Genomic DNA, 24747 nt, shown 5'->3' with positions numbered 1-24747 from the left:
CATGAGCACGACCACGAGCACGCACACCGGTGTGGGCACGGGCATGGGCAGGGGCGCGGCCACGAGCGGCGGCCTGTCCCGCGGACCGCTGCGCCGCTTCCTCGACTACGCCGTCCTCTCCGTCCTGGCGTTCGTCTTCGCGCTGCCCGTCCTCTACCTCCTCCTGGGCAGCCTCAAGCCGTCCGACGAGGTCCTCAACGGACTGTCCGGCTTCCTCCCCACCCATCTGTCCTTCGACAACTACTCCGCCGTCCTGGACAGCCTGAACTCCGACAGCACGGGCTACTTCTGGCAGTTCATGGGCGTCTCGCTGCTGCTGGCGTTCGTGGTGGTGACCGGCGGTCTCTTCGTCAACTCGATGGCGGCGTACGGGCTCTCGCGGCTCAGGTGGCGGGGCCGGGAGGCCGTCTTCACCCTGGTCCTGCTGCTGATGCTGGTGCCGTTCGAGTCGGTGGCCGTGCCGCTGTTCTACATGTTCAACGACCAGCGCAACACGCTCTTCGTCCAGGCGCTCCCGTTCGTCGCCAACGCCTTCTCGGTCTACCAGTTCCACACGTTCTTCCGCTCGATCCCGCCGAGCATCGAGGAGGCCGCCCGGCTGGACGGCGCGGGCCCCTGGCGCACCTTCTTCGCGATCATCGTCCCGATGTCGAAGCCGGCCTTCGCCTCGGTCGCCATCCTGACCTTCCTCACTCAGTGGGGATCGTTCCTGTGGCCGGTGCTGATGGTCTCCGACCCGTCGGTCCGTCCGCTTCCGCTGGAGATGAGCGTCTTCCAGGGCCAGCAGCCCCCGGACTGGGGCCAGATCCTCGCCTTCGGCGTCCTCCTCGTCCTGCCGGTACTGATCGTCTTCGCCTTCTTCCAGCGGTGGTTCGTCCAGGGGGTGGCCAGCTCGGCGGTGAAGGGGTGACGCGGTTGTCAGTGGCCGGTGCGATGCTGTGGGCATGAACCGGGACGATCTGGTGCGGCTGCGGCGGGCGCGGGACCGCATGGACCGCGAGTACGCCGAGCCGCTGGACGTGACCGCGCTCGCCCGCACCGCGCTGATGTCCCCCGGACACTTCCAGCGCAGCTTCCGCGCGGCCTTCGGCGAGACCCCGTACGGCTATCTCATGACCCGCCGCATAGAGCGCGCCAAGGCGTTGCTGCGCCGAGGCGACCTCACGGTGACCGAGGTGTGCATGGCCGTGGGCTGTACGTCGCTCGGGTCGTTCAGCTCCCGCTTCACCGAGCTGGTCGGCGAGACCCCGAGCGCGTACCGGGCCCGCTCGCACGAGGAGAGCGCGGCCATCCCTGCGTGCGTGGCGAAGCGCCTGACCCGCCCGACCCGCCACCGCATACGCACGGCGGAACCGGGCGAGGCGTCCTAGTGCCGCGTCAGGCAACGTCTGCCCGTCAAGGAGCGGCGTCCGGTGCGTGCTCTCGGTGTGCCGGCCGAAAGCCCTCGTACTGGATGTACTTGGGTTTTCGGCCGGTGCGGCGAGAGGGCGTGCCGGGCGTCGCGACGGGGCGAACGTTGCCTGACGCGGCACTAGCGTGAGGGCATGGCTACGAACGATCCGAACACCGCGCACGGCCTCCCCGCCCCGGACGTGAAGCTCGCCCAGTGCTTCCTCGCCGTCGACGACCATGACAAGGCGCTCGCCTTCTACCGCGACGTGCTGGGCATGGAGGTCCGCGGCGACGTCGGCTTCGAGGGCATGCGCTGGGTCACCGTGGGCTCCCCGCTCCAACCGGACGTCGAGATCGTCCTGGAGCCGCCCGCCGCCGACCCCGACACCTCCCCCGCCGACCGCGAGACCATCGCCACCCTCCTCGCCAAGGGCGTCCTGCGTGGCGTCAACTTCACCACCACCGACTGCGACGCCCTCTACGCCCGTGTCGAAGCCTCCGGCGCCGACGTCCTCCAGGCACCCACGGACCAGCCGTACGGCGTCCGCGACTGCGCGTTCCGCGACCCGGCGGGCAACATGCTGCGCTTCATGCAGCGCCGGGACTGATCACCCGGGCGCCCCGGCCGCGCCCGGCCCCCGAAACCGCGTTGCGCGCAGCGGGGCGGAGAGGGACCGTACGAGTCGTCCGGCCGTGGGGTTGGACCGTACGACAGGGAGCGGCGCTGTGGGTGGAGTGGGCCGGAACGGCAGTGGCGGCGGTGGCCTCGGGGACGACGGCTCGGGCAGCGGCTCGGTGCGCGGGGCCGGCGGGGCCGGTGGGCCGATTCGGTGGACGTACGCGTTCGTCGACCGGCCGGCGGCCGTGTTCGAGCGGGCCTGTGCCTTCTGGACGGCGGTCACGGCGACGCGGCTGTCCGCGCCGCGGGGCGATCAGGGCGAGTTCGTCACGCTGCTGCCGGAGAACGGCGACGCCTGCGTGAAGGCGCAGGGGGTCGACTCTGGCGACGGCGGCGCCCACCTGGATCTCCTGGTCGAGGACGTCCACGCGCTCGTCGACCGGGCGGTCGACCTCGGCGCCGAGGTCGTCGCCCCGCACGACGACTGGGCGGTGCTGCGCTCACCCGCCGGGCAGCTCTTCTGCGTGGTGCCCTGGCACGGAGAGGCCGAGCGGCAGCCGGTGGTCGACGGCAGGCGGCTGGACCAGGTGTGCGTCGACGTGACGCCGGCCGCCTTCGAGGCCGAGGTCACCTTCTGGACGGCCCTGACGGGGTGGGACTCCCGTCCGGGTTCCCGCCCGGAGTTCCATGTGCTGCGCCCGCCGACCGGCCTCCCCCTGCGCATCCTCCTCCAGCGCCTCGACTCCCCGCGCCCGACCTCCGCCCACCTCGACTTCGCCTGCGCCGACATCGACACCGTCCGGGCCCACCACGAGTCCCTCGGCGCCACCCATGTGTCCCACCAGCCCCACTGGACCGTGATGCGCGACCCGGCGGGCGGCACGTACTGCCTGACGGCCCGGGACCCGGAGACGGGCGGACTTCCTCCGACAGCGGGGTGAGAGCGAAGCCCCGGGGTGCGTGCCGGCCCGGGGCTCGGGGCGGCGGAGCTCGGGGCGACACGACCGCCGTTCAGGCGACACGACCGCCGTTCAGATGTCCTCCGCCCCTTCCAGCACCGGGCGGATGACCACCGGGTACTCCTTGAGCCCCTCGGGGCCGGGGCACTGGGCGACGCGGGCCGCGATCTCCGTGACCCGGTCCAGGTCGGCGCAGTCCAGGAGCCAGTACCCGGCGAGCAGTTCGGCGGTGTCCGGGTACGGCCCGTCCGTGACCACCGGTTTGCCGTCGGCGTCCGCCGTGACGAACCGCGTGCTCGCCGGCTCGGCCAGGCCCTGCCCGTCGAGCATCTCCCCGCTCTCGGTGAGGTCGTCGTTGATCGCGCTCATATAGGCGTACATGGCCCGCAACTGTTCCTGCGTCCAGGCGGGAGAGTGCTCGGAGGCAGTGCCCCGCATGCCCTCGTAGTCCGCCTGCGTGCCCTGGACCATCATCAGGAACTTCATGAGTCCGCTCCTTCGTCTGCCGCAGGCCTGAGCCGGGGCCGAGTCCGGACCGCCCGGTCAGGCCTTCTCCTCGGTCCTCGCCTCGGTCCTCTCCTCGGCCGGAGCCGCCACGGCCGCCGGGGACGACTCCGTCACCCCGGCCGACTCGGCTGACGCGTGATCGGCCTGACCCGCACGACCACCGTGACCGCCATGCCCACCATGGCTCCCGTGCGTCCGCCGGGCCACCGCCCGGGGCTTCTCCGCGGCGGCCTCCGCGGCCTCGACGGCCTCGTCGACGTACGCCGCGCACTCGTGATTCCTGCACGGACTCGGACCCCACACGGGTACCCACGCGCCCAGCGTCTTGTGTCGCCGTACGACCGTGGCCACAGGCTGTCCGCAGACCGGGCAGACATGCTCGTCGATGCCCATGTGCTCAGGGTATGGCCGACGGGATCGGTGCGCTCCCCGCCGTGCACCGGCAATCTCCGCCGCCCGGGGCCGCCGCCCGGAGCCTGCCGGGAAACGTGCGGGCCGAACGGGCGCGTGGAGCCGACGCTCAGCGCTTCCTGCTGTACTTCCGCACGACGACCCCGTTGTCGAAGCCGCGCACGTCGTCGAGCGTGAACTCGGTGAGGGCGAATCCGGAGCCGAACATCGGCATGCCGCTTCCCTGCACGACCGGGTACGTCTTGATGATCAGCTCGTCGATCTCGTCGACCAGCTCTCCCGCGACCACCGAGCCGCCGCAGAGGTAGATGCCGAGATCGCCGTCCTCCGCCTTGAGTTCGCGGACCTTGCCGACCAGGTCGTCGGAGATGATCTCGACGTTCGGATCGGGCGACTTCTTCAGCGTGCGCGAGGCGACGTACTCGCGCAGATGGGCGAACGGGCTGGTGATGCCCTCCTTCAGCGCCACGTCGTAGCTGGCTCGGCCCTGGATGATCGTGTCGTAGTCCTTGTTGGGCAGACCATCGGTGCCGATGAGCCGACGGACATGGACCGGGTTGGTGTCCGGGTACGCCGCGATGACGTACTCGGCGTACTCACCCACGACGTAGGGATACATGTAGGACGCGTCACCGTTCGGATCTCCGATGAACCCGTCGATCGAACACGCGATGAGGTACGTGAGCTTGCGCAAATCGGTCTCTTTTCCTCGTCGGACGGACAGACAAGTCGCGTCAGAGCCGACGGCGGCCATTCGACGCCACACCCCCCCTGCAACCACGTCAGTTATAGTACTTCATCTGTAGTGGTTGCAAGGGATTTAGGTACGAGGCAATGAGTACGGAGGAGTCCGGATGGTCAGGAACCCCGAGCGCAGGGGCGCTCTGCTGGACGCCGCGGTGGCGGTGCTGGCCCGCGAGGGCGCACGCGGGCTGACGTTCCGCGCGGTGGACGCCGAGGCCGCCGTCCCGGTGGGCACCGCGTCGAACTACTTCGCCGACCGCGACGCCCTGCTCCATCAGATCGACGCACGGCTGAAGGAACGCCTGGCCCCCGACCCCGCCGTGGTCGAGAAGCTGCTCGCCTCGCCGAAGGACCGCTCCCTGGTCACGGCCCTCATGCGTGATCTGCTGGCCCGCGTCACCGGGGACCGGACCGGCTACCTGGCCCACCTGGAACTACGCCTCGAAGCCACCCGCCGCCCGGCCCTCTACGCCTCGTACACCGAGTCGGTGCGCGGCGAACTCGACTTCGGCATGCGGTTCCACCGTGAGGCGGGCCTCCCCGGCGGCGACGAGACCGTCATGGTGCTCTACCTGGCCATGCAGGGCCTTCTGCTCGAACACCTGACCCTGCCGGACGTCCTCGAAGACGCCCTCCCCGGGGTGCCCGCCCCGGACGGCCTGATGGAACGGGTCGTGAGAACGATCGTCCCGTAGCGACGAAGAACCGGCGGGCCCCGCACACCGTGGGGATGTGCGGGACCCGCCGACCACCCGAAGGCACCGCCACCGCGCGGGGTCAGGTCCGCACGGCACGACGCCTCCGGAGCATCCAGCGCCCCTCGGCCGACCTCAGCTGCTGCGGCGCGTCACGAACTCGGCCAGGGCGAGGAGTCCTCCGGCCGACTCCGGGTCCGGGACCGCGCGTGAGAGTTCGTGCATGGCCCTGGCCATGCGGTCGGCGGCCTGGATCTGCGCCCAGTCGCGCCCACCGGCCCGCTCCACCACCGACGCCGTACGCTCCAGGTCCCCCTCCTCGAACGGCAGTCCGTACAGCTCGGCGAGTTCGGCGGCCTCCGGGGTGCCCGAGGCCAGCGCGGCGACCACCGGGAGGGACTTCTTGCGGATCATGAGATCCGCCCCGGCCGGCTTGCCGGTGTGACTCGGGTCGCCCCAGATGCCGATCACGTCGTCGATGAGCTGGAAGGCCAGCCCGGCCTCCCGCCCGAACGCGTCGAGGGCCTCGACGTCCTCCTCGCCGGCGCCCGCGTACAGGGCGCCCACCGCGCAGGCGCAGCCGAGCAGCGCACCCGTCTTGGCCTCGGCCATGACGAGCACCTCGTCGAGAGTGACCTCCTCCGGCCGGCGCCCCTCCATCTCGGTGTCGGTCTGCTGGCCCGCGCACAGTTCGACGACACAGGCCGCGAGCCGGGCGGAGGCCGCGGCCGACGCCGGGTGCGGATCCTCGGCGAGCAGCCGCTGGGCCAGGGCCTGGAGCGCGTCCCCGGCCAGGATCGCGTCGGGGATCCCGAACACCGTCCACGCGGTGGCCCTGTGTCTGCGCGTGGTGTCCCGGTCCATCACGTCGTCGTGCAGCAGCGTGAAGTTGTGCACCAGTTCCACCGCGGCGGCGGCCCGCACGGCGGCGGACTCACGCCCACCGAGCGCGGCGACGGCGGCCAGCACCAGCGCCGGGCGTATCGCCTTGCCGGCGTTCCCCGTGACCGGGGTGCCGTCCACGTCCTCCCAGCCGAAGTGGTAACGCGCGACCCGGCGCAGCGAACCGGGTAACGACCCGACGGCCCTGCGCAGTTCGGGATCGACCGACGTCCGTGCCCGCTCCAGGATCTCCGCCGCCTCATGTCCGTCGAGGCCGCTCGCCGCGCCCGCCCGGCCGGCCGGTCCGTCGGCACCGGGGGCGGGCGGGTCCTTCCCCGGTTCCGTCTCCCCTTCCGGCTCCAGAGTTCCCCTCCGCTTCCGCTCGACGACCATCGCCGGCCTCGGGACCGGGCCGGCGGCGCTCCGCTTCGTCTCCGTCACGGACTCACTCATGGGGTCGCCCCGGCGAGGCCGCGGCCGGTGGTGGTCCCGCCGGGTGGGCGCGCGTGCGCGCGGGGCGCCCCCGCCCTGGCGGGCGGGGACACGGCGTCCGGTCGGACAGGGTCACCGCCAGCGGCCGATCTCGACGTTCTCCAGCACGCCGAGCGCGTCGGGGACCAGGACCGCGGCCGAGTAGTAGGCCGTCACGAGGTACTTGATGATCGCCTGTTCGTTGATGCCCATGAACCGCACCGACAGGCTGGGCTCGATCTCGTCGGGGATGCTCGCGGCCCGCAGACCGATGACACCCTGGTCCTCCTCGCCGGTACGCATGGCGATGATCGACGTGGTCCTGGCCTCGGTCACCGGGATCTTGTTGCACGGGTAGATGGGCACGCCGCGCCAGGTGGGGATGCGGTTGCCGGCGATGTCGACGGTCTCCGGGACCAGTCCGCGCTTGTTCAGCTCGCGGCCGAACGCGGAGATCGCGCGCGGGTGGGCGAGCAGCAGCTTGGTGCCCCGGCGCCGGGAGAGCAGTTCGTCCAGGTCGTCCGGGCTGGGCACACCGTCGTGCGGCTGGAGTCGCTGGTCGTACTCGCAGTTGTGGAGGAGGCCGAACTCCCGGTTGTTGACGAGCTCGTGCTCCTGGCGTTCCTTCAACGCCTCGACCGTCAGCCTGATCTGCTGCTCGGTCTGGTTCATCGGCTGGTTGTAGAGGTCGGCCACGCGGGTGTGGATGCGCAGGACGGTCTGGGCGACGCTGAGTTCGTACTCGCGCGGCGCGGCCTCGTAGTCGACGAAGGTGTGCGGGATGTCCGGCTCACCGCTGTGGCCGGCGGCGAGGTCGATCTCCTTCTCACCGTACTTGTTGGTGCGCTGCGACGGGATCGCGCGCTGCTCCTGAAGGTGCTCGCTCAACGTCTCCGCGCGCTCGGCGAGTTGCTCGACGGCCTGGCGCGGCAGGACGAGCACCGTGCACGCGGTGACCGCGCGGGCCGTGTACTCCCAGATCGCGTCGGGGTCGAGCAGGGACTGCTCGCCGAAGTAGGCGCCGTCGGCCAGTACGCCGAGGACAGCGTCGTCGCCGTAGGGGCCGGTGCCGACCTTCTCGACCTTGCCGTGCGCGAGCAGGAACACCTCCTGCGCCTGGCTGCCGAATTCGGCCAGGACGTCGCCGGGCGCGAACTCCCGCTGCTCGCACCGCTGGGCCAGCTCGCCCAGGACGTCGATGTCCTCGTAGGTCCGCAGGGCCGGCAGTTCGCCGAGCTCCGCGGGGATGACGGCGACCCGGTCGCCGGTCTTCACAAAGGTGACGCGGCCGTCGCCGACCGCGTAGGTGAGCCGCCTGTTCACCCGGTACGTGCCGCCCTGCACATTCACCCACGGCAGGGTGCGCAGCAGCCAGCGGGAGCTGATCTCCTGCATCTGGGGCGTGGACTTCGTGGTGGTGGCCAGGTTCCGGGCAGCGGCCGTGCCGAGACTCTGCTGCGGCCTGTCCTGCTGCGAGCGAACCTCTTCGCCTACCGACATGCGGATTCCCCTCCGGGTATGCACTGACAGCACTGATCGCGGTCACCGATCTCGCGATCCAGCCTTGCATCACGGAGCGTGCTGATGCTATTACCCGAAAGAGCGGGAATGGATCTTCGCAGACTGGGCAAGCCCACTGTTTCTGTCGGCCACTCGCACCCCCGTACGAGCCCCCGCCGAATCTGACCGGATCCATCCGCGCGCCCCCTCGTCCGCCTCGCCCACACCGCGAGTTGGGGTACACACCGCGTACGAGGCGGCCACGACCAGCGGCCGTCGCACGGCACGAAGGAGCCGGCCATGGCCCCACCCATGTCCGCGAGCAGGTTTCTCACCGTCCTCAAGAACGAGGGCGTCCGGGTCGTCGAGGTCGGCGACTGGGAACATCACAACCGCAACCACGTGGGCCCGTGGGGGCCCGTCCACGGCGTGATGATCCACCACACCGTCACGTCCGGCAGCGAACGCACCGTCCGTATCTGCCGTGACGGGTACTCGGGTCTGCCCGGCCCGTTGTGCCACGGTGTGATCACCAAGGACGGCCGGGTGCACCTCGTCGGCTACGGCCGGGCCAACCACGCCGGTCTGGGCGACGACGACGTCCTGCGGGCCGTGATCGCCGAGAAGGCGCTGCCCAAGGACAACGAGGCCAACACCGACGGCAACCGTCACTTCTACGGCTTCGAGTGCGAGAACCTCGGCGACGGCGAGGACCCCTGGCCGGCGGCACAGCTCGAAGCCATCGAGCGGGTCTCGGCCGCCGTCTGCCGTCACCACGGCTGGAACCAGCGGTCCGTCATCGGGCACCTCGAATGGCAGCCCGGCAAGGTCGACCCACGAGGCTTCTCCATGGCCGGCATGAGAGAGCGCGTCCGGGACCGCCTGAAATAGGACCCCGGCGGCGGGCGCGGCCGACACCCACCGGTCATGTGTCCGACAATGGCCATGTGACCGGCCAGCCCTCCGCCCCCGACGACCCCACCACCGTCCTGAAGCCCAGGCTGCCGTCACCCCTCCAGGAGGTCGCGGACGAGCGCTTCGCTCGCCGCGGCCTCCGGTTGCTGCTCAAGCGCGACGATCTGATCCACCCGCGGCTCGTCGGCAACAAGTGGCGCAAACTGGCCCCGAACCTGCGCGCGGCGGCGGGCCGCCCGCTGCTCACCTTCGGCGGTGCCTACTCGAACCATCTGCGCGCCACGGCTGCCGCGGGCCACCTCCTGGGCCTGCCCACCGTGGGCGTGGTGCGCGGCCAGGAACTGGCCGGCCGCCACCTCAACCCGTCGCTGGCCCGCTGCGCGGCGGACGGCATGCGGCTGCACTTCGTCGACAGATCGACGTATCGCCACAAGTCCGACCCGGCCACCCTGGCGGCCGTCCTCCGGGCCGCCGGCGCGGAGGACGCGTACGTGGTCCCCGAGGGCGGCAGCAACAGCCTCGCCGTGCGGGGCTGTCAGGACCTCGGCGCGGAGCTGCGCGGCCGGGCCGACGTGGTGGCCCTCGCCTGCGGCACCGGCGGCACCCTCGCCGGACTGGCCGCGGGACTGGCCCCCGACCAGCGCGCCCTCGGCATTCCGGTTCTCAAGGGCGGCTTCCTCGACGAGGAGATACGACAGCTTCAGGAGAAGGCGTTCGGCGGCCCGCGCGGCGACTGGAGCCTCGACGACCGCTTCCACTTCGGCGGTTACGCCCGGACCTCGCCCGAACTGGACGCCTTCGCGGACGACTTCGAGATCCGCCACATGCTCCCGATGGAGCATCTCTATGTCGCCAAATTGCTCTACGGACTTGTCACTCTGGCGGGAGAGGGCGCCTTCCCGCGCGGGACGACGCTCGCGGCGGTGATCACGGGCCGCCCGTTCCCGGAGCGCGTGCCCGAGGGCCCGCCGGACAGACCCTAGGAGGCCTCGCGGTAGACCGCAGCCTCCTCCAGGTCCAGCCTTCGCAGCAGGGTGCGCAGCATCTCGTCGTCGATGTACCTGCCGTCCCGCAGCTTGACGAAGACCTCGCGTTCGGCGCCGATCATCTCGCGGGAGAGGCGGCTGTAGGTGTCGTCGACGCTCTCGCCGGTCACCGGGTTCACGGCGCCGAGCCGTTCCCAGACGGCGTTGCGCCGCCGTTCGAGGACCGTGTGAAGGCGTTCGACGAGCGGGGGCGGGAGTTCGTTGCGTTCGTTCGCGAGGAGTTCGTCGAGGCGGGCCTCGGCCGCTCGGGACGCCTGCGCCTGGGCGTTGGCCTCGGCGAGGGTCTCCGCCTGCTGGTCGCGGCCCGGCAGTTTCAGGAAGCGGATCAGCGGCGGCAGGGTCAGCCCCTGGATGACGAGCGTGCCGATGACCGTCGTGAAGGTCAGGAACAGGATCAGGTTCCGCTCGGGGAAGTCCTCCCCGCCGTGCACGGTGAGCGGGATCGAGAAGGCGATGGCCAGCGAGACGACGCCGCGCATGCCGGCCCAGGCGATGACGAAGGGCCCCTTCCAGGTGGGGTCGACCTCGCGTTCCCGGATGCGTCGGGAGACCATGCGCGGCAGGTAGGTCGCCGGATAGACCCAGACGAAGCGGGAGGCCACGACCACGAGGAAGACGGCCACGGCGTACCAGGTGGCGCGGATTCCCTCGTACTCGCCGAGCCCTTCGAGGACGACCGGGAGCTGGAGTCCGATGAGGGCGAACACGGCGGATTCGAGCAGGAAGGCGACCATCTTCCAGACGGCCTCCTCCTGGAGGCGGGTGGCGAAGTCGACCTGCCAGTTGCGGTGGCCGAGGTAGAGGCCGACGACGACCACGGCGAGCACCCCGGAGGCGTGCACCCACTCGGCGAGCCCGTAGGCGACGAAGGGGATCAGCAGGGAGAGGGTGTTCTGCAGCAGCGCCTCCTTGAGGTGCGTGCGCAGCCAGTGGATGGGCACCATCAGCGCCAGGCCCACCACGACGCCGCCGACCGCCGCCACCAGGAACTCCACGATCCCGCCGGTCCAGCTCGCGCCCTCGCCGATGGTGGCCGCGAGGGCCACCCGGTACGCGGTGATCGCGGTCGCGTCGTTCACCAGGGACTCACCCTGAAGGATCGTGGTGATCCGCGACGGCAGCCCCACCCGCCGGGCGACCGCCGTCGCCGCGACCGCGTCCGGCGGCGCCACGATCGCGCCGAGCACCAGCGCGGCGGTCAGCGGCAACCCGGGCACGATCAGGTACGCGGCCCAGCCCACGGCCAGGGTCGCGAAGAGGACGTAGCCGACCGACAGCAGGGCCACGGGCCGCAGTTGGGCCCGCAGGTCGAGGTAGGAGCTGTCGCTGGCGGCGGTGTACAGCAGCGGGGGCAGGATCAGCGGCAGGACGATCTCGGGGTCGAGCTCGTAGTGGGGCACTCCGGGCACATAAGACACCGCGAGCCCCGCCGCGACCAGCAGCAGTGGGGCGGGCACCGGCGTACGCCGGGCGGCACCGGCGACCGTCGCACTCCCTGCGACCAGCAACAGCAAGGGCAAAAAGTGCATCGCTTCCGCCGCCTTCGTTTCCGCGCGAGGTTCCGCGCGCCCGTCGTAACCTGGCAATCATGAAACAGTGCACGCACACGGACGCGCTGCCGCACCCCGAGCCCGAACCGCTGAGCGACACCTGCCCGGAGTGCCTGGCCGCCGGGAGCCACCCGGTGCAGTTGCGGATGTGCCTGGAGTGCGGGCACGTGGGGTGCTGCGACTCCTCCCCGATGCGCCACGCCACCGAGCACCACAAGGAGAGCGGCCATCCCATCATGCGCACGTTCGAGGCCGGCGAGACCTGGCGCTGGTGCTTCGTGGACCATGTACTGGTTTGACGAACACGACCGAGACGTCGTACGACGGAACCATGTCACCCCGTGACACGTCGACGTACTCGTGTGACACGGTTCGGCGGTCCGGCGCCTGGGTACGTCAATCCGGCGCGCGCTCTTCCTATTTGAGGCCCGCAGACCTCTAGCCACCGAGCGTATTCATAGGCTTACTATGAGTGACAGCATGGGGTGGGGTCCTCAGGACCCCGAGGACACGGCGCTCGGTAGCGCGATAGCGTCACCGCTGAACCACGTAGCGCGTTACCCCGGGGGGCGACCCTCGGCCCCCGAAAAAGCTTGTACCACCTTGGAGGTGAGGGTGTCCCAGATCGCAGGCGAGCCCGGGACCCAGGACTTCGTGGAAGTCCGGCTGCCGGCCGCGGGTGCCTACCTGTCGGTGCTGCGTACGGCGACGGCCGGCCTCGCGGCCCGTTTGGACTTCACCCTCGACGAGATCGAGGACCTGCGCATCGCGGTCGACGAGGCCTGCGCGATCCTGCTTCAGCAGGCCGTGCCCGGCTCGGTGCTCAGCTGTGTCTTCCGTCTGGTCGACGATTCGCTGGAGGTCACGGTCTCGGCCCCCACGACGGACGGCCACGCCCCCTCGCGCGACACCTTCGCCTGGACCGTGCTGTCGGCCCTGGCGGGCAAGGTCTCCTCCGCGGTGGCCGACGACAAAACCGTTTCGATCAGCCTCTACAAACAGCGCGGCGCGGGACCCGGGCCGGCGTGAGGAACGGGGACGGGCCGGTGCGGGACGAAGAACGCGGCACACGGGAACTGCCCGCGGAGGACGACGGCGGTCCGAGTGGGCCGGCGCATCTGGCGGACGGCGTCGACGGCATCCCCGAGCAGGCCCGGCCGCACCCGGAGGACGAGTCCTCGGCGGCGGCCGGAGCGTCTCGGTGGGCGGAGCCGTCCGACGACGAGACGCCCTCCGACGGGCAACGGGATCCGGAGGGTGCCCTACGGAGCACCACGTCCTCACGAGGGCGGACTGGGGCCTCCCCCGCTCGAGCACAGTCGAGGGCTGGGGGAACGGTGACGGCGGGCGGGACTATGAGCGAGCACGAGCGACACGACGAGGCGGGCGCGCAGAGCGTGCGCAGCGCACAGCACAACCCTCACGACCGCACGGGGGCGCGCGCCCTGTTCGTGGAGCTGCGCGCCCTGCCGGACGGCAGTGCGGAGTACGCGGAGCTGCGCAACCGGCTCGTCCGGATGCATCTGCCGCTCGTGGAGCACCTCGCGCGCCGGTTCCGCAACCGCGGCGAGCCGCTGGACGACCTGACCCAGGTCGCCACCATCGGCCTGATCAAGTCGGTGGACCGCTTCGACCCGGACCGCGGGGTGGAGTTCTCCACGTACGCGACCCCGACGGTCGTCGGCGAGATCAAGCGGCACTTCCGCGACAAGGGCTGGGCGGTGCGGGTGCCGCGTCGGCTGCAGGAGCTGCGGCTCGCGCTGACCACGGCCACGGCCGAGCTGTCCCAGCAGCACGGACGCTCCCCGACGGTGCACGAGCTGGCCGAGAAGCTGGCCATCTCGGAGGAGGAGGTCCTGGAGGGCCTGGAGTCGGCCAACGCGTACTCCACGCTCTCGCTGGACGTCCCCGACACCGACGACGAGTCGCCGGCCGTCGCGGACACGCTCGGCGCGGAGGACGAGGCGCTGGAGGGCGTCGAGTACCGGGAGTCGCTGAAGCCGCTGCTGGAGGACCTCCCGCCGCGCGAGAAGCGGATCCTGCTGCTGCGGTTCTTCGGCAACATGACCCAGTCGCAGATCGCCCAGGAGGTCGGCATCTCCCAGATGCACGTCTCCCGACTGCTGGCGAGGACCCTGGCCCAACTGCGGGAGAAGCTGCTGGTCGAGGAGTAGCGGGGAGCGGCCGGGAGCGACGGTTCCAAGAGCCGTCGGCGCCCGGACTCCTCGGTTCCCGGGAGCCGGCGAGCACCTCCGTGACCGTCCGCCCGTTACGCCTTCGGTTCCTGGGCGCGGCCGGGGCCCTGGATGTCGAGGGCCCGGGTCGTGGCGGGGTTGAGCAGCAGGACCAGGGCGGAGACCGCGATCACCGCCAGGGCGATGCCCGCCGGGATCGCCACGCTGTCGGCGCGCAGCAGGTTGTAGGCCACCGGCAGCGCCATGATCTGGGTGATGACGGCGGGGCCCCGGCTCCAGCTCCGCCGCAGCAGCAGGCCGCGCGCGGCGATCAGCGGCAGCAGGGCCAGCGCGACGAGGGTGATGCCGCCGGTGACGCCGGTGCTCAGGTCGTCCGAGTCACCGGTGAGGCCGACGACGAGCATGGCCCCGCCGCCCACCAGCAGGGCCACCCCCTCCAGCGCGGCCAGCGCGGCCGCGGCGGTCAGCCGCCCGGGGCGGCGCTCGGCGTCGGAGGTGTCCGGCACGGGGGTCTGCTCAGGGCTCACTCCTGAAGGGTAGCCCTCGCCCCCGTCGCCCCCTCCGCCCCCGGTGCCGGGCACGCACCCCGCGTCCGCGCGCCCCCCGCGTGCTCATCGTCACTACCTGATCTCCCCCTTGATCCGCACCTCGGTATGGGCCGGGTACCACCCAGTAGGTACCCTGCAACTCATGCGTGCACTTCTCGTGGTCAACCCGGCGGCAACCACCACAAGCGCACGTACGCGCGATGTGCTGATCCACGCTCTCGCGAGCGAGATGAAACTGGAGGCGGTGACCACCGAGTACCGGGGTCACGCCCGCGACCTCGCCCGCCAGGCCGCCGAGGGCAAGGACGACATCGAACTGGTCGTCGCGCTCGGCGGCGACGGCACGGTCAACGAGGTCGTGAACGGCCTGCTGCACCACGGCCCGGACCCCGACCGCCTCCCCCGTCTCGCCGTGGTCCCCGGCGGCTCCACCAATGTCTTCGCCCGCGCCCTGGGCCTGCCCAACGACGCCGTGGAGGCGACCGGCGTCCTGCTCGACGCCCTGCGCGAGAGCCGGGAGCGCACGGTCGGCCTGGGTATGGCCTCGGGCACCCCGGGCACGGAGGACGAGGCGGTGCCGTCCCGCTGGTTCACGTTCTGCGCCGGCCTGGGATTCGACGCGGGGGTGATCGGCCGGGTCGAGCAACAGCGGGAACGCGGACGGAAATCCACACACGCCCTTTACCTGCGTCAGGCTTTCCGGCAGTTTCTGGAAGAGCCCCATCGCAGGCTCGGCACGATCACTTTGGAGCGGGCCGGCGAGGATCCGATTTCCGATCTTGTGCTGTCCATAGTCTGCAACACGTCCCCGTGGACGTTTCTGGGTAATCGCCCGGTGTACGCGTCGCCTAAGGCCTCGTTCGATAAAGGTCTCGACGTGCTCGGTCTCAGCCGGATGTCGACGCCCGCACTCGCCCGATATGGCACACAGTTGCTCACTTCGTCCCCCGAGCGCGGACCCCAGGGCAAGCACGCCACCACCCTGCACGATCTGACCGACTTCACCTTGCATTCGAAGGTCCCCCTCCCCCTCCAGATGGACGGCGACCACCTCGGACTGCGTACGAGCGTGACGTTCACAGGCGTACGCCGTGCACTGCGTGTGATTGTGTGAGCGGAACGGGCAAAAGTCCTTCCACTCGAACGTTTAGGCCAGGATCCACCCCATGGAAGTACGGCTGTGACACAGTCGACACCGAGGAATCAAAAAAAACTTTCCGGAAGGGGTTGTATCCGCCGCCGAGGTTTGCGAGTCTCTACGTGGCGCTCGGGACAGCCCGCAACACCGGCTCAAGCAAGCGCCAGAACCCCTCCTCAACCCACAGGACCACACCAGTCCGCCTGGTGATCGGCCCTTCACTTGTTGAGGGATTCGTGAAAGCGTTCACATTCACAAGCTAACGTGCATGTAATACCAAGGAGAGGTAGCAGCCATGGACTGGCGTCACAACGCCGTTTGCCGCGAGGAAGACCCCGAGCTCTTCTTCCCCATCGGCAACACCGGTCCTGCGCTGCTGCAGATCGAGGAAGCCAAGGCTGTCTGCCGTCGCTGCCCGGTTATCGAGCAGTGTCTGCAGTGGGCGCTTGAGTCCGGCCAGGACTCCGGCGTCTGGGGTGGTCTCAGCGAGGACGAGCGCCGCGCCATGAAGCGCCGCGCCGCCCGCAACCGGGCCCGTCAGGCATCCGCCTGACATCCCACCCAGCAATAGCCTGAGCTTGGCGGCGCGCACAGCGAGTGCGCTTCTCCCGCCCCCGAGCCGCAGCGCGCAGTACCCCCGGTGCGCTTAATCAGCCACGAGCCCGAGCCCCGGACCACACGTTGGTCCGGGGCTCGGTGCTGTTCCCGGTACGAAGACCCTCAGTGGCGTTGCCGGCGCGAAGAGGCTGGGTGCCGTTTCCCGTACGCCGACCGTGGTGTCCCGGCCGGCGCGATCGCCGTACGCCCGCTACTTCTGGGCCCGCACCGGGATGTCCAGGATCACCTGGGTGCCCTGCTCCGGCGCCGGGACCATGTCGAAGGTACCGCCCAACTCCCCCTCCACCAGCGTCCGTACGATCTGCAGGCCGAGGTTGCCCGAGCGGTGCGGGTCGAAGCCCTCGGGGAGGCCGACGCCGTCGTCCTGCACGGTGACGAGCAGCCGGGTGTCCTTGGTGGAGCCGCCGCGTACGGCCGAGACCTCGACCGTGCCGGTGTCGCCCTCGCGGAAACCGTGTTCGAGGGCGTTCTGCAGGATCTCGGTGAGGACCATGGAGAGCGGGGTGGCGACCTCCGCGTCCAGGATGCCGAACCGTCCGGTGCGCCGGCCGGCGACCTTGCCCGGTGAGATCTCGGCGACCATCGCCAGCACGCGGTCGGCGATCTCGTCGAACTCCACCCGCTCGTCCAGATTCTGGGACAGCGTCTCATGCACGATCGCGATCGACCCGACCCGCCGTACGGCCTCTTCGAGGGCCTCCCTGCCGCGTTCGGACTCGATGCGCCGGGCCTGGAGTCGCAGCAGCGCGGCCACGGTCTGGAGGTTGTTCTTCACCCGGTGGTGGATCTCCCGGATGGTCGCGTCCTTGGTGATCAACTCGCGCTCGCGGCGCCGCAGTTCGGTCACGTCCCGCAGCAGCACCAGCGAACCGATGCGCGGCCCCTTGGGCTTGAGCGGGATCGCGCGGAACTGGATCACCCCGTCGTCGGACTCGATCTCGAACTCGCGCGGCGCCCACCCGCTCGCCAGCTTGGCGAGCGCCTCGTCCACCGGGCCCCGGGAGGGGGCGAGTTCGGCGGTCGTACGGCCGAGGTGGCAGCCCACCAGGTCGGCGGCGAGGCCGAGGCGGTGGTAGGCGGAGAGGGCGTTCGGGGAGGCGTACTGGACGATGCCGTCGGCGTCGAGCCTGATCAGCCCGTCGCCGACGCGCGGTGAGGCGTCCATGTCGACCTGCTGGTCGGGGAACGGGAACGCGCCCGCGGCGATCATCTGGGCCAGGTCGGAGGCGCTCTGGAGGTACGTCAGCTCCAGACGGCTCGGGGTCCGCACGGTCAGCAGATTGGTGTTGCGCGCGATGACGCCGAGGACGCGGCCCTCCCTGCGCACGGGGATGGACTCGACCCGTACGGGCACCTCCTCGCGCCACTCCGGATCGCCCTCGCGGACGATCCGGCCCTCGTCGTGCGCGGCGTCGAGCAGGGGCCGGCGGCCGCGCGGGACCAGGTGGCCGACCATGTCGTCCTGGTACGAGGTGGGGCCGGTGTTGGGGCGCATCTGGGCCACGGAGACATAGCGGGTGCCGTCGCGCGTGGGGACCCAGAGGACCAGGTCGGCGAAGGAGAGGTCGGACAGCAGCTGCCACTCCGACACCAGCAGATGCAGCCACTCCAGGTCGGAGTCGCTGAGGGCGGTGTGCTGGCGGACGAGTTCGTTCATGGAGGGCACGTGTGCGAGCGTACCTGGCGGTACGGACCTGACCGGAAACAGTGGGGGTGTGGCCGGTACGGGCCCGGGGACACCCGCGGGCCGCGGCGCCTGAGAGGGACCCTCAGCCCTCCCGGCACCGCAGCCCGGAGCAACATCGGCCGTGGGGTGTGCGGTCCCGGTCGGCCGAAGGATGAGGATCCGGAGCAGTCAGGGCAGAGAGCGCCGGGTCCTCGGTCCGCCTTCCTGTGCGGGGAAGACGGAGGCTTGTCGTCGTGCGCGATCACCGGCGGCTGGCCGCTGATCGATCACACGCACTACCACGCATTGTTGACTAGACCACTGCGTGTGTCCATGCGTTGGCGGATGTTTGTTGTTGTTCCCTCGTCCGACATCCACGGACGGGTCCACTGGCAGCGTAGCCCGCTTCGCCCGGGCGCGGGCCGGGAACAGCGTCACCGCCCCGGTGACCGGTCTCACGCACGCGGCCGCCTCCCGCAAAGACCCCTGTGGGGAAGGGGCGACCCCTGCTAGATTGGTCTACACCACATGAAAGGTGCTTGACCCCGCAGGTTCCGGTCGAGTCCTCTTGAGTCCTTACTTTCCAGATCGGCAGGCCCAGCGTGGAAGTTGTCATCGTTCCGGATGCCAAGGCGGGTGGCGAGCTCATAGCCGAGGCGATGGCGGAGTTGCTCCGACGCAAGCCCGAGGCGCTGCTCGGGGTGGCCACGGGGTCCACCCCGCTGCCCATCTACCAGGCGCTGGCCCGGAAGGCGCGCTCCGGTGCCGTGGACGTCTCCCGGGCCCGGGTCGCCCAGCTCGACGAGTACGTGGGGCTGCCCGCCGAGCATCCCGAGTCGTACCGCTCGGTCCTGCGGCGGGAGGTGCTGGAACCCCTGGGGCTCGGGATGGACGCCTTCATGGGCCCCGACGGCACCGCCGAGGACGTGGCGGGGGCGAGCGAGGCGTACGACAGGGCGCTGGCCGAGGCGGGGGGTGTGGATCTGCAGCTGCTCGGCATCGGGACCGACGGGCACATCGGGTTCAACGAACCGTGCTCGTCCCTCGCCTCCCGGACGCGGATCAAGACGCTCACCGAGCAGACCCGGATCGACAACGCGCGCTTCTTCGACGGCGACATCGACCAGGTGCCGCACCACGTGATCACCCAGGGCATCGGCACGATCCTGGAGGCCCGGCACCTGGTGCTGCTCGCCACGGGCGAGGGCAAGGCGGACGCCGTCGCGGCGACCGTGGAGGGGCCGGTGGCGGCGGTGTGCCCGGCGTCGGCGTTGCAGCTCCACCGCCACGCGACCGTCGTGGTGGACGAGGGCGCCGCGTCGAAGCTGAAGCTGGCGGACTACTTCCGGCACACGTACGACAACAAGCCCGACTGGCAGGGGATCTAGCCGGCGAGGAGCGCGCCATCGGCGCCACGGCCCGGTGAGCTGGGCTGTGGCGCCGATGTATGTGTGGGGGGCCGATGTAGGGGTGGGGGTGGGGGCGGGTCGTCGCGGGTGGCTGGGGGACCCGCCGCCGGCCACCCGCGTGGCCGGGCTCCCGCCGGCGTGCCGGAGGCTTCGGAGCCTCTGCCGAGTACGCGCCGCTTCGGCGCCACCGGTGTCGGTCGTACGTCCGTACCGGCACCGACGCCTGTCGTGCGCCGCTCGCGCCCCCGTCGCCGGCGCGCCCCCCGCCGCCAGCGCGCCCCCCGTCGCCGGCGCGCCCCGTCGCTAGCGCGTCCCCGCGATGATCTCCGCGGCCGCTCTGCCGCAGACCCTGGCCGCGCCGTGCGTGGCGATGTGGAGGGCGGCTCGGGGTGGGGACTGGGGGACGCCCATCTCCACGACGACCGTGTCCGGGCGGGTGGCGAGGAGGACGTCCAGGGCGGCGGTCATCCAGGGGTGGCGGTGTTCGTCGCGGACGACGGCGACGATCCGGCGGGTGCCCGCGACCGCGAGGGCGGAGGCACCGGCGCTGTCGCCGGCGAAGGTGCCCGTCTCGGTGCCGGGGAGGAGGCGGGCCAGTTCCGCGCCGACGCCCCAGGGGGTCTCGTCGCCCACGGCGATGTTCGCCACCGGAGTGAAGGCCGCGACGTACACGGGCTGGGTGGGCGGGTCGTAGGGCTCCGCGTAGGTCGTCGTCAGGGCGCGGCGGGCAGCCACGAGGCCGATGCCCCCGCCCGTGCCGCCGCCCCCGGCGGGGCCGGTCTCCCCGAGGGGCTCGGGCGGCGTCCCGTCGGGGGCTTCCGCTCCCCCGGCGGCCGATCGTGTCCACCGTGCCAGTGCCCGGACCCGGTTCGCCGCGTCGGCGAGGCGTTCCTCGGGGAGTTCGCCGGTGCGGACGGCGGTGACGAGGGCGTCGCGGAGACGGCGGACGGTCTCGTCGTCGGCGAGGCCGCCGCCGACGCAGATCGCGTCGGCCCCGGCCGCGAGCGCCAGGACGCTGCCGTGTTCGATGCCGTAGGTGCCGGCGATGGCCTGCATCTCCATGCCGTCGGTGACGATGAGGCCGTCGTAGCCCAGCTCGTCGCGGAGGAGGCCGGTGAGGATGCCCCGGGACAACGTTGCCGGGAGGTCGGGGTCGAGGGCCGGGACCAGGATGTGGGCGCTCATCATGGCGCGCGATCCGGCGGCGATGGCGGCCCGGAAGGGGGCCAGGTCCCGGGTGTCCACGAGCGAGCGGTCCGCGTCGATGCGGGGCAGGGAATGATGGGAGTCGACGGCGGTGTCGCCGTGGCCCGGGAAGTGCTTGGTGCAGGCGGCGACGCCCGCTGCCTGGAGACCGGTGACGTAGGCGGCCGTGTGGCGGGCGACCAGGCCGGGGTCGGCGCCGAAGGAGCGCACCCCGATGACGGGGTTGGACGGGTTGGCGTTCACGTCGGCCGACGGGGCCCAGTTGAAGTTGACGCCGCACTCCGCCAGACGGCGGCCCAGGGCGAACGCGACCTGCCTGGTGAGGTCCACGTCGTCGACCGCGCCCAGGGCGTGGTTGCCCGGGAAGGAGGAGCCGGTGCGGACCTCGAGGCGGGTGACGTCGCCGCCCTCCTCGTCGATCGCGACCAGGACGTCCTCGTGCTCGGCGCGCAACTGTGCGGTGAGGGTGGCGAGTTGTCCGGGCGAGACGATGTTGCGGCCGAAGAGACCGACGGAGGCGAGTCCCTCGCCGACGCGGCGCAGCAGCCAGTCGGGGGCGGTGGTGCCGGTGAAGCCGGGCTGGAGGACCGTCAGGGCGTCCCGTGTGAGCCCGTCCTGTCCGGAGGGGGAACCGGGCGAGCCGGTGGCGAATGTCGTCGGTGACATGAGGGTCGGTTATCCCTTCACGGCGCCCGCGGTGAGGCCCGCGGCCATCTTGCGCTGGACGAGGAGGAAGAGGACGACGATCGGCACGGCCATCATGGTGGAGCCGGCCATCATCGGGGCGTATTCGGTGCCGTGTTTGGTGGTGAAGTTGCCGAGCCAGACGGTCGCGGTCTGGTTCTGCTGACTCATCAGCATCAGGGCGTACAGATACTCGTTCCAGGCCTGGATGAAGCCGTAGACCGAGGTCGCCACCATGCCGGGGGCCAGCAGGGGGAACACCACGCGGATGAAGGCGGTGGTGCGGGAGCAGCCGTCGACCATGGCCGCCTCCTCCAGTTCACGCGGGATGTTGACGATGAAGCCGCGCAGGGTCCACACCGTGAACGGGAGGATGAACGTCAGGTAGGTGATGATCAGGCCGGTCAGACGGTCGTACTGGCCGAGGTCGTTCAGGAGCAGGAAGACCGGGATGATCATGGCGACCAGCGGGACCATCTGCACCGCCAGGATGCCGACGATGACGACCTTGCGGCCGCGGAAGGCGAAGCGGGAGATGGCCAGGGCGGCCAGCATGCCGACGACGATGCCGATCACGACGACCGTCAGGGAGACGACGAGGCTGCGGCCGACCGGACCCCAGAAGTCCGCGATGTCCAGCGCCCGGCCGAAGTTGGCGAAGGTGATCGACGTCGGCAGCAGGCTCGGGTCCGGGTCGATCGCGTCCTTCGCCGGTTTGAACGCCGTGTTGAGCATCCAGTAGACGGGGAAGCCGGCCGTGACGAAGACGAACAGACCGAGGAGGTTCCAGCCGAGCTTGGACTTCCGGGGGCCCGAGGCGGTGGCGGTACTCATTCGACCTCTCCGATCTTCAGCATCTGACGCATGTAGACGCCGATCACGCCGAGCAGAAGCAGCACGGTGAGCAGGGCGATCGCGGAGCCCTGCGCGTAGTCGTTGACCACGAACGCCTTGTCGTACGAGTAGGTCGTGAGCAACTGGAACTCGGCCTCCGGGTGGCCGTTGCGCATCACGAAGACCTGGGGGAAGACGCCCATGTCCCAGATGACGGAGAGGGTCGTGAGCATCACGATGATGGGCTTGAGGATGGGGAGGGTGACATAGCGGAAGACGCCCCAGGAACCGGCGCCGTCGAGGCGGGCGGCCTCCTCCAACTCCTTGGGGACCTGGGTGAGTCCGGCGCTGAGGGTGATGACGACGAACGGCACCGCGCCCCAGACGACCAGCAGCGTGATGACGGCCAGGCCCTCGGGTCCGCTGGCGAACCAGTTGTGGCCGATCATGTCGACGCCGGGGAGTTTGCTGAGCAGCGCGTTGAAGATGCCGTAGTCGGAGTCGAAGAGCCACTTGAAGACGGTGGTGGCCACGATGATCGGCATGCCCCAGCTCGCCACGAGCGCGATGTTGATGAGCGTCTTCACCCAGCCGGAGACCCGCTGGAGCAGCAGGGCGATCGCCATGCCGATGACCATCGTGAAGACGACGCAGGCGGCGGCGAAGACGATGGTGCGGACGACGACGGCCCAGAACTCGCCGTCGCCGAGCACCTCGGCGAAGTTGTCGAAGCCGACGGACTCCGCCGGCTTGAACCCCCAGAGCTGGGACTGGCCGAACTCCTGGAAGGACAGGGCGACGAGACGGACGAGCGGGTAGCCGAGGACGACGGCGAGGATCAGCAGACAGGGGGCCAGCAGGGCCCAGGGCACGGCGGCTCCGCCGGAGGTCCGTTTTCTCGTCGGTGCTTCCGGGACGCTCGGCGGCGACGCCTGCCGCGGCGGCACTTTGGTGGCAGTGGTCGTATCTGCGGCACTCATCCCGCACTCCTAAGCAGTGAAGAGGGGGGCCAGGCAGCCCCCGGCCCCGCGATGGGCCGCGCAGCGGCCGTCGAGGGGCGCGGGGAACTGCGCGACCAGCCACGACGCACCGGCAGCGAACCGGCACACCGTCGCGGCACTGTCCTGTGTCACCCACGAACACCGGGCTCGTGCGGCTACTCCCGGTCGGGCCCGGCCACCACGGCCGGGCCCGACCGGCAGGTCACCTCACTCGTTGTTGATGACCTTGTCGATCTCGGCGTCCGCCGTCTTCGCGGCCTCCTCGACCGACTGCTTGCCGGTGCCGATGGACTGCAGCATCGTCTGCAGGATCTGCGCCTTCTCGACCTGGCCCCAGCCCGGTGCCATCGGCACGAACCAGTTGGACTCCGCCGCGGTGGCCGGGACCGCCGTCGCCGGGTCGTCCTTCAGCGTGGCGAGGTCGGTCTTGTTGTTGGGCAGGTTGCCCTTCTCCATCAGCCCCTTCTGCCCGGCCGGCCCGGTGAAGGCGTTGATCCACTCGGCGGCGACGGTCTGCGCGTCGGACTTCACCGGGACGGCGAGGTCGCTGCCGCCGAGGAAGACGGGCAGGTTCTTGCCGGACGGGCCGGGCATCACGAAGTTCTCGACGTTGCCTTCGAGCTTGCCGGTCTTGTCGTTCTCCTTGGCCGCGGCGGTCGCGCCCTCCCAGGCGGGGGCGAAGATCATGCCGGACTTGCCCTGGCCGTAGACGATGTACCGGTCGGACTCGTCCTTGGTCTTGTCGCCGTGCATGTACGTGTCGACGACGTTCTTGAACTCGTTCAGGCCCTTGACGGACTCCGGGGAGGAGAGGTTGGCCTTCCACTTGCCGCCGGATTCGACGGCTATGGAGCCGCCGGCGTCGTAGACGAAGGACATGGCCGCGTACCAGTCGCGGGTGGGCTGGTACCAGGCGCTGAACTTGTCGCCCTGCTTCTTCTGCACCTTGTCGAGGGCGGCGGTCAGCTCGTCGTACGTCTTCGGCGGGGACTTGACGCCCGCGGCGGCGAAGACGTCCTTGCGCCAGTTGGCGACGCGGCCACCGGCGTAGTACGGGACGCCGTAGGTCTTGCCCTCGTAGGTGACGGAGGCCTTGAGGCCGTCCAGCCAGGCGTCCGCGTTGTCGAACTTCGCCTGGTCCAAGGGGGCGAAGGCGCCCTTGACCATGTAGGCGAGCATCTCCGTGTTGCCCATCTCGACCACGTCGGGGGCCTTGTCGGTGGCGAGGACGGCGTCGAGCTTGGCGTTCTTGTCGGGCCAGCCGTAGTACTCGTGCGTGATCGTGATGCCGGGGTGCTTCTTCTCGATCGCCGCGTCGGCGGCCTTGACCAGCTCCGGCCAGTTGTTCTGCGCGTCCACCGTGAGCCAGACCGTCAGCTCCTTGGTGTCGGCGCCGGTGTCCGAGCTCTTCTTCTCGCCGCCCCCGCACGCCGCGATGGAGACCATCATGCCCGCGACACAGATCGCGGTCGTCAGCTTCCTCTTCACGCCACCCTCCTCAGGGATGCCATTGCTCAGGGATGCCACAAACCCCCCTGCTCCCCGCGGTGACAGACGTACCGCCCATGGGGCCAGGACCTGGACCAATGGTGTAGACCAGTACGCCGGAGCTTGGCTCAGACCATTCACTGTGTCAAGGGTGCTCGAACCCCCTCCCACCAGCCGTTATGCGACCTACATATGCAGGAACCTTTATGTAATAAGCCAGCGAAAACCGCGCGGTTGAGCCACACTCTTCGGGTAGACCACTGCGCCCT

Annotated in this window: 25 protein-coding genes; 13 read left to right on the top strand and 12 right to left on the bottom strand. The window is 70.4% G+C overall.

Translation table 11 applies throughout. The features are described 5' to 3' along the window. Position 1 precedes the first annotated feature (1 nt). The 4 genes from HW837_RS19780 (at position 2) to HW837_RS19765 (ending at position 2952) form a co-directional block, all read left to right on the top strand. On the top strand, positions 2–910 hold the full coding sequence (locus tag HW837_RS19780) for a carbohydrate ABC transporter permease (RefSeq protein WP_052682929.1): 909 nt from the start codon (positions 2–4) through the stop codon (positions 908–910). 34 nt (positions 911–944) lie between these two features. Further along, positions 945–1370, top strand: a complete 426-nt coding sequence (locus HW837_RS19775) for a helix-turn-helix transcriptional regulator (protein ID WP_045559247.1) — start codon at positions 945–947, stop codon at positions 1368–1370. Positions 1371–1544: 174 nt separating this feature from the next. Next, positions 1545–2000, top strand: coding sequence for a VOC family protein (locus tag HW837_RS19770; protein WP_045559005.1), 456 nt, complete (start codon positions 1545–1547; stop codon positions 1998–2000). Between the two features lie 118 nt (positions 2001–2118). Next, positions 2119–2952, top strand: coding sequence for a VOC family protein (locus HW837_RS19765; protein ID WP_390623616.1), 834 nt, complete (start codon positions 2119–2121; stop codon positions 2950–2952). A gap of 90 nt (positions 2953–3042) precedes the next feature. Here the strand turns inward: HW837_RS19765 and HW837_RS19760 are convergent, their stop codons facing one another. The 3 genes from HW837_RS19760 to HW837_RS19750 all read right to left on the bottom strand — a co-directional run bounded on the left by HW837_RS19760 (position 3043) and on the right by HW837_RS19750 (position 4582). Beyond that, positions 3043–3456, bottom strand: coding sequence for a YciI family protein (locus HW837_RS19760; protein WP_045559007.1), 414 nt, complete (start codon positions 3454–3456; stop codon positions 3043–3045). A gap of 57 nt (positions 3457–3513) precedes the next feature. Next, complete coding sequence (locus tag HW837_RS49630) at positions 3514–3870, bottom strand: hypothetical protein (protein WP_045559008.1); 357 nt, start codon at positions 3868–3870, stop codon at positions 3514–3516. Positions 3871–3997: 127 nt separating this feature from the next. Further along, positions 3998–4582 carry a dihydrofolate reductase family protein gene (locus HW837_RS19750; protein WP_193382680.1) on the bottom strand — a complete coding sequence of 195 codons (585 nt, stop codon included), beginning with the start codon at positions 4580–4582 and terminating at the stop codon, positions 3998–4000. Between the two features lie 160 nt (positions 4583–4742). On the opposite strand from HW837_RS19750, the gene HW837_RS19745 reads away from it, so the two are divergent. Next, positions 4743–5327, top strand: a complete 585-nt coding sequence (locus HW837_RS19745; protein ID WP_093791920.1) for a TetR/AcrR family transcriptional regulator — start codon at positions 4743–4745, stop codon at positions 5325–5327. A 135-nt stretch (positions 5328–5462) separates the two neighbouring features. Here the strand turns inward: HW837_RS19745 and HW837_RS19740 are convergent, their stop codons facing one another. Both HW837_RS19740 and HW837_RS19735 read right to left on the bottom strand, forming a co-directional pair. Continuing rightward, positions 5463–6662 carry a family 2 encapsulin nanocompartment cargo protein polyprenyl transferase gene (locus HW837_RS19740; RefSeq protein WP_045559011.1) on the bottom strand — a complete coding sequence of 400 codons (1200 nt, stop codon included), beginning with the start codon at positions 6660–6662 and terminating at the stop codon, positions 5463–5465. A gap of 111 nt (positions 6663–6773) precedes the next feature. Next, a complete protein-coding gene (locus HW837_RS19735; protein WP_045559012.1) occupies positions 6774–8180 on the bottom strand; it encodes a family 2B encapsulin nanocompartment shell protein in 1407 nt (468 codons plus the stop codon). Between the two features lie 300 nt (positions 8181–8480). Between HW837_RS19735 and HW837_RS19730 the strand changes: the two genes are divergently transcribed. Together HW837_RS19730 and HW837_RS19725 are read left to right on the top strand one after the other, a co-directional pair. Further along, positions 8481–9071, top strand: a complete 591-nt coding sequence (locus HW837_RS19730; protein ID WP_177262099.1) for an N-acetylmuramoyl-L-alanine amidase — start codon at positions 8481–8483, stop codon at positions 9069–9071. 56 nt (positions 9072–9127) lie between these two features. Then, positions 9128–10078, top strand: a complete 951-nt coding sequence (locus HW837_RS19725; protein WP_313895646.1) for a 1-aminocyclopropane-1-carboxylate deaminase/D-cysteine desulfhydrase — start codon at positions 9128–9130, stop codon at positions 10076–10078. On the opposite strand, the gene HW837_RS19720 is transcribed toward HW837_RS19725, so the two are convergent. Next, on the bottom strand, positions 10075–11670 hold the full coding sequence (locus HW837_RS19720; RefSeq protein ID WP_045559015.1) for a Na+/H+ antiporter: 1596 nt from the start codon (positions 11668–11670) through the stop codon (positions 10075–10077). The genes HW837_RS19725 and HW837_RS19720 overlap by 4 nt on opposite strands. Before the next feature lie 59 nt (positions 11671–11729). Here HW837_RS19720 and HW837_RS19715 point away from each other — a divergent pair, with 59 nt between their 5' ends. From HW837_RS19715 to HW837_RS19705, 3 genes are all read left to right on the top strand, one after another. Further along, positions 11730–11990, top strand: a complete 261-nt coding sequence (locus HW837_RS19715; RefSeq protein WP_045559016.1) for a UBP-type zinc finger domain-containing protein — start codon at positions 11730–11732, stop codon at positions 11988–11990. A gap of 316 nt (positions 11991–12306) precedes the next feature. Further along, entirely contained in the window at positions 12307–12720 is a 414-nt protein-coding gene (locus HW837_RS19710; protein ID WP_033525425.1) for an ATP-binding protein, read from the top strand. Then, complete coding sequence (locus HW837_RS19705) at positions 12717–13865, top strand: SigB/SigF/SigG family RNA polymerase sigma factor (RefSeq protein ID WP_078853593.1); 1149 nt, start codon at positions 12717–12719, stop codon at positions 13863–13865. Before HW837_RS19710 ends, HW837_RS19705 begins: the two co-directional genes overlap by 4 nt. Before the next feature lie 95 nt (positions 13866–13960). On the opposite strand, the gene HW837_RS19700 is transcribed toward HW837_RS19705, so the two are convergent. Beyond that, positions 13961–14413, bottom strand: a complete 453-nt coding sequence (locus tag HW837_RS19700; protein ID WP_086786472.1) for a hypothetical protein — start codon at positions 14411–14413, stop codon at positions 13961–13963. Between the two features lie 163 nt (positions 14414–14576). Here HW837_RS19700 and HW837_RS19695 point away from each other — a divergent pair, with 163 nt between their 5' ends. Both HW837_RS19695 and HW837_RS19690 read left to right on the top strand, forming a co-directional pair. After that, on the top strand, positions 14577–15548 hold the full coding sequence (locus tag HW837_RS19695; protein WP_093791924.1) for a diacylglycerol/lipid kinase family protein: 972 nt from the start codon (positions 14577–14579) through the stop codon (positions 15546–15548). Positions 15549–15867: 319 nt separating this feature from the next. Further along, positions 15868–16125: a WhiB family transcriptional regulator gene (locus HW837_RS19690; protein ID WP_003992873.1), complete on the top strand. Its 258-nt coding sequence runs from the start codon at positions 15868–15870 to the stop codon at positions 16123–16125. Between the two features lie 255 nt (positions 16126–16380). Here the strand turns inward: HW837_RS19690 and HW837_RS19685 are convergent, their stop codons facing one another. After that, positions 16381–17847 (bottom strand): sensor histidine kinase, encoded by a 1467-nt coding sequence (locus HW837_RS19685; RefSeq protein WP_045559019.1) that lies wholly within the window; start codon positions 17845–17847, stop codon positions 16381–16383. A 611-nt stretch (positions 17848–18458) separates the two neighbouring features. Here HW837_RS19685 and nagB point away from each other — a divergent pair. Next, a complete protein-coding gene (gene nagB / locus HW837_RS19680) occupies positions 18459–19244 on the top strand; it encodes a glucosamine-6-phosphate deaminase (protein WP_045559020.1) in 786 nt (261 codons plus the stop codon). 324 nt (positions 19245–19568) lie between these two features. Here the strand turns inward: nagB and HW837_RS19675 are convergent, their stop codons facing one another. The 4 genes from HW837_RS19675 to HW837_RS19660 form a co-directional block, all read right to left on the bottom strand. Beyond that, entirely contained in the window at positions 19569–21137 is a 1569-nt protein-coding gene (locus HW837_RS19675; RefSeq protein ID WP_045559021.1) for a glycoside hydrolase family 3 protein, read from the bottom strand. A gap of 9 nt (positions 21138–21146) precedes the next feature. Beyond that, on the bottom strand, positions 21147–21989 hold the full coding sequence (locus HW837_RS19670) for a carbohydrate ABC transporter permease (RefSeq protein ID WP_093791928.1): 843 nt from the start codon (positions 21987–21989) through the stop codon (positions 21147–21149). After that, on the bottom strand, positions 21986–22969 hold the full coding sequence (locus HW837_RS19665; RefSeq protein WP_193381524.1) for a carbohydrate ABC transporter permease: 984 nt from the start codon (positions 22967–22969) through the stop codon (positions 21986–21988). Before HW837_RS19665 ends, HW837_RS19670 begins: the two co-directional genes overlap by 4 nt. A gap of 228 nt (positions 22970–23197) precedes the next feature. After that, complete coding sequence (locus tag HW837_RS19660; protein ID WP_045559024.1) at positions 23198–24478, bottom strand: extracellular solute-binding protein; 1281 nt, start codon at positions 24476–24478, stop codon at positions 23198–23200. Positions 24479–24747 lie beyond the last annotated feature (269 nt).

The sequence above is a fragment of the Streptomyces caniscabiei genome, from assembly GCF_014930365.1.
GTDB lineage: Bacteria > Actinomycetota > Actinomycetes > Streptomycetales > Streptomycetaceae > Streptomyces > Streptomyces caniscabiei.
The sequence above is the reverse complement of the archived record's forward strand: the minus strand, read 5'-3'. Positions and strand labels throughout refer to the sequence as shown.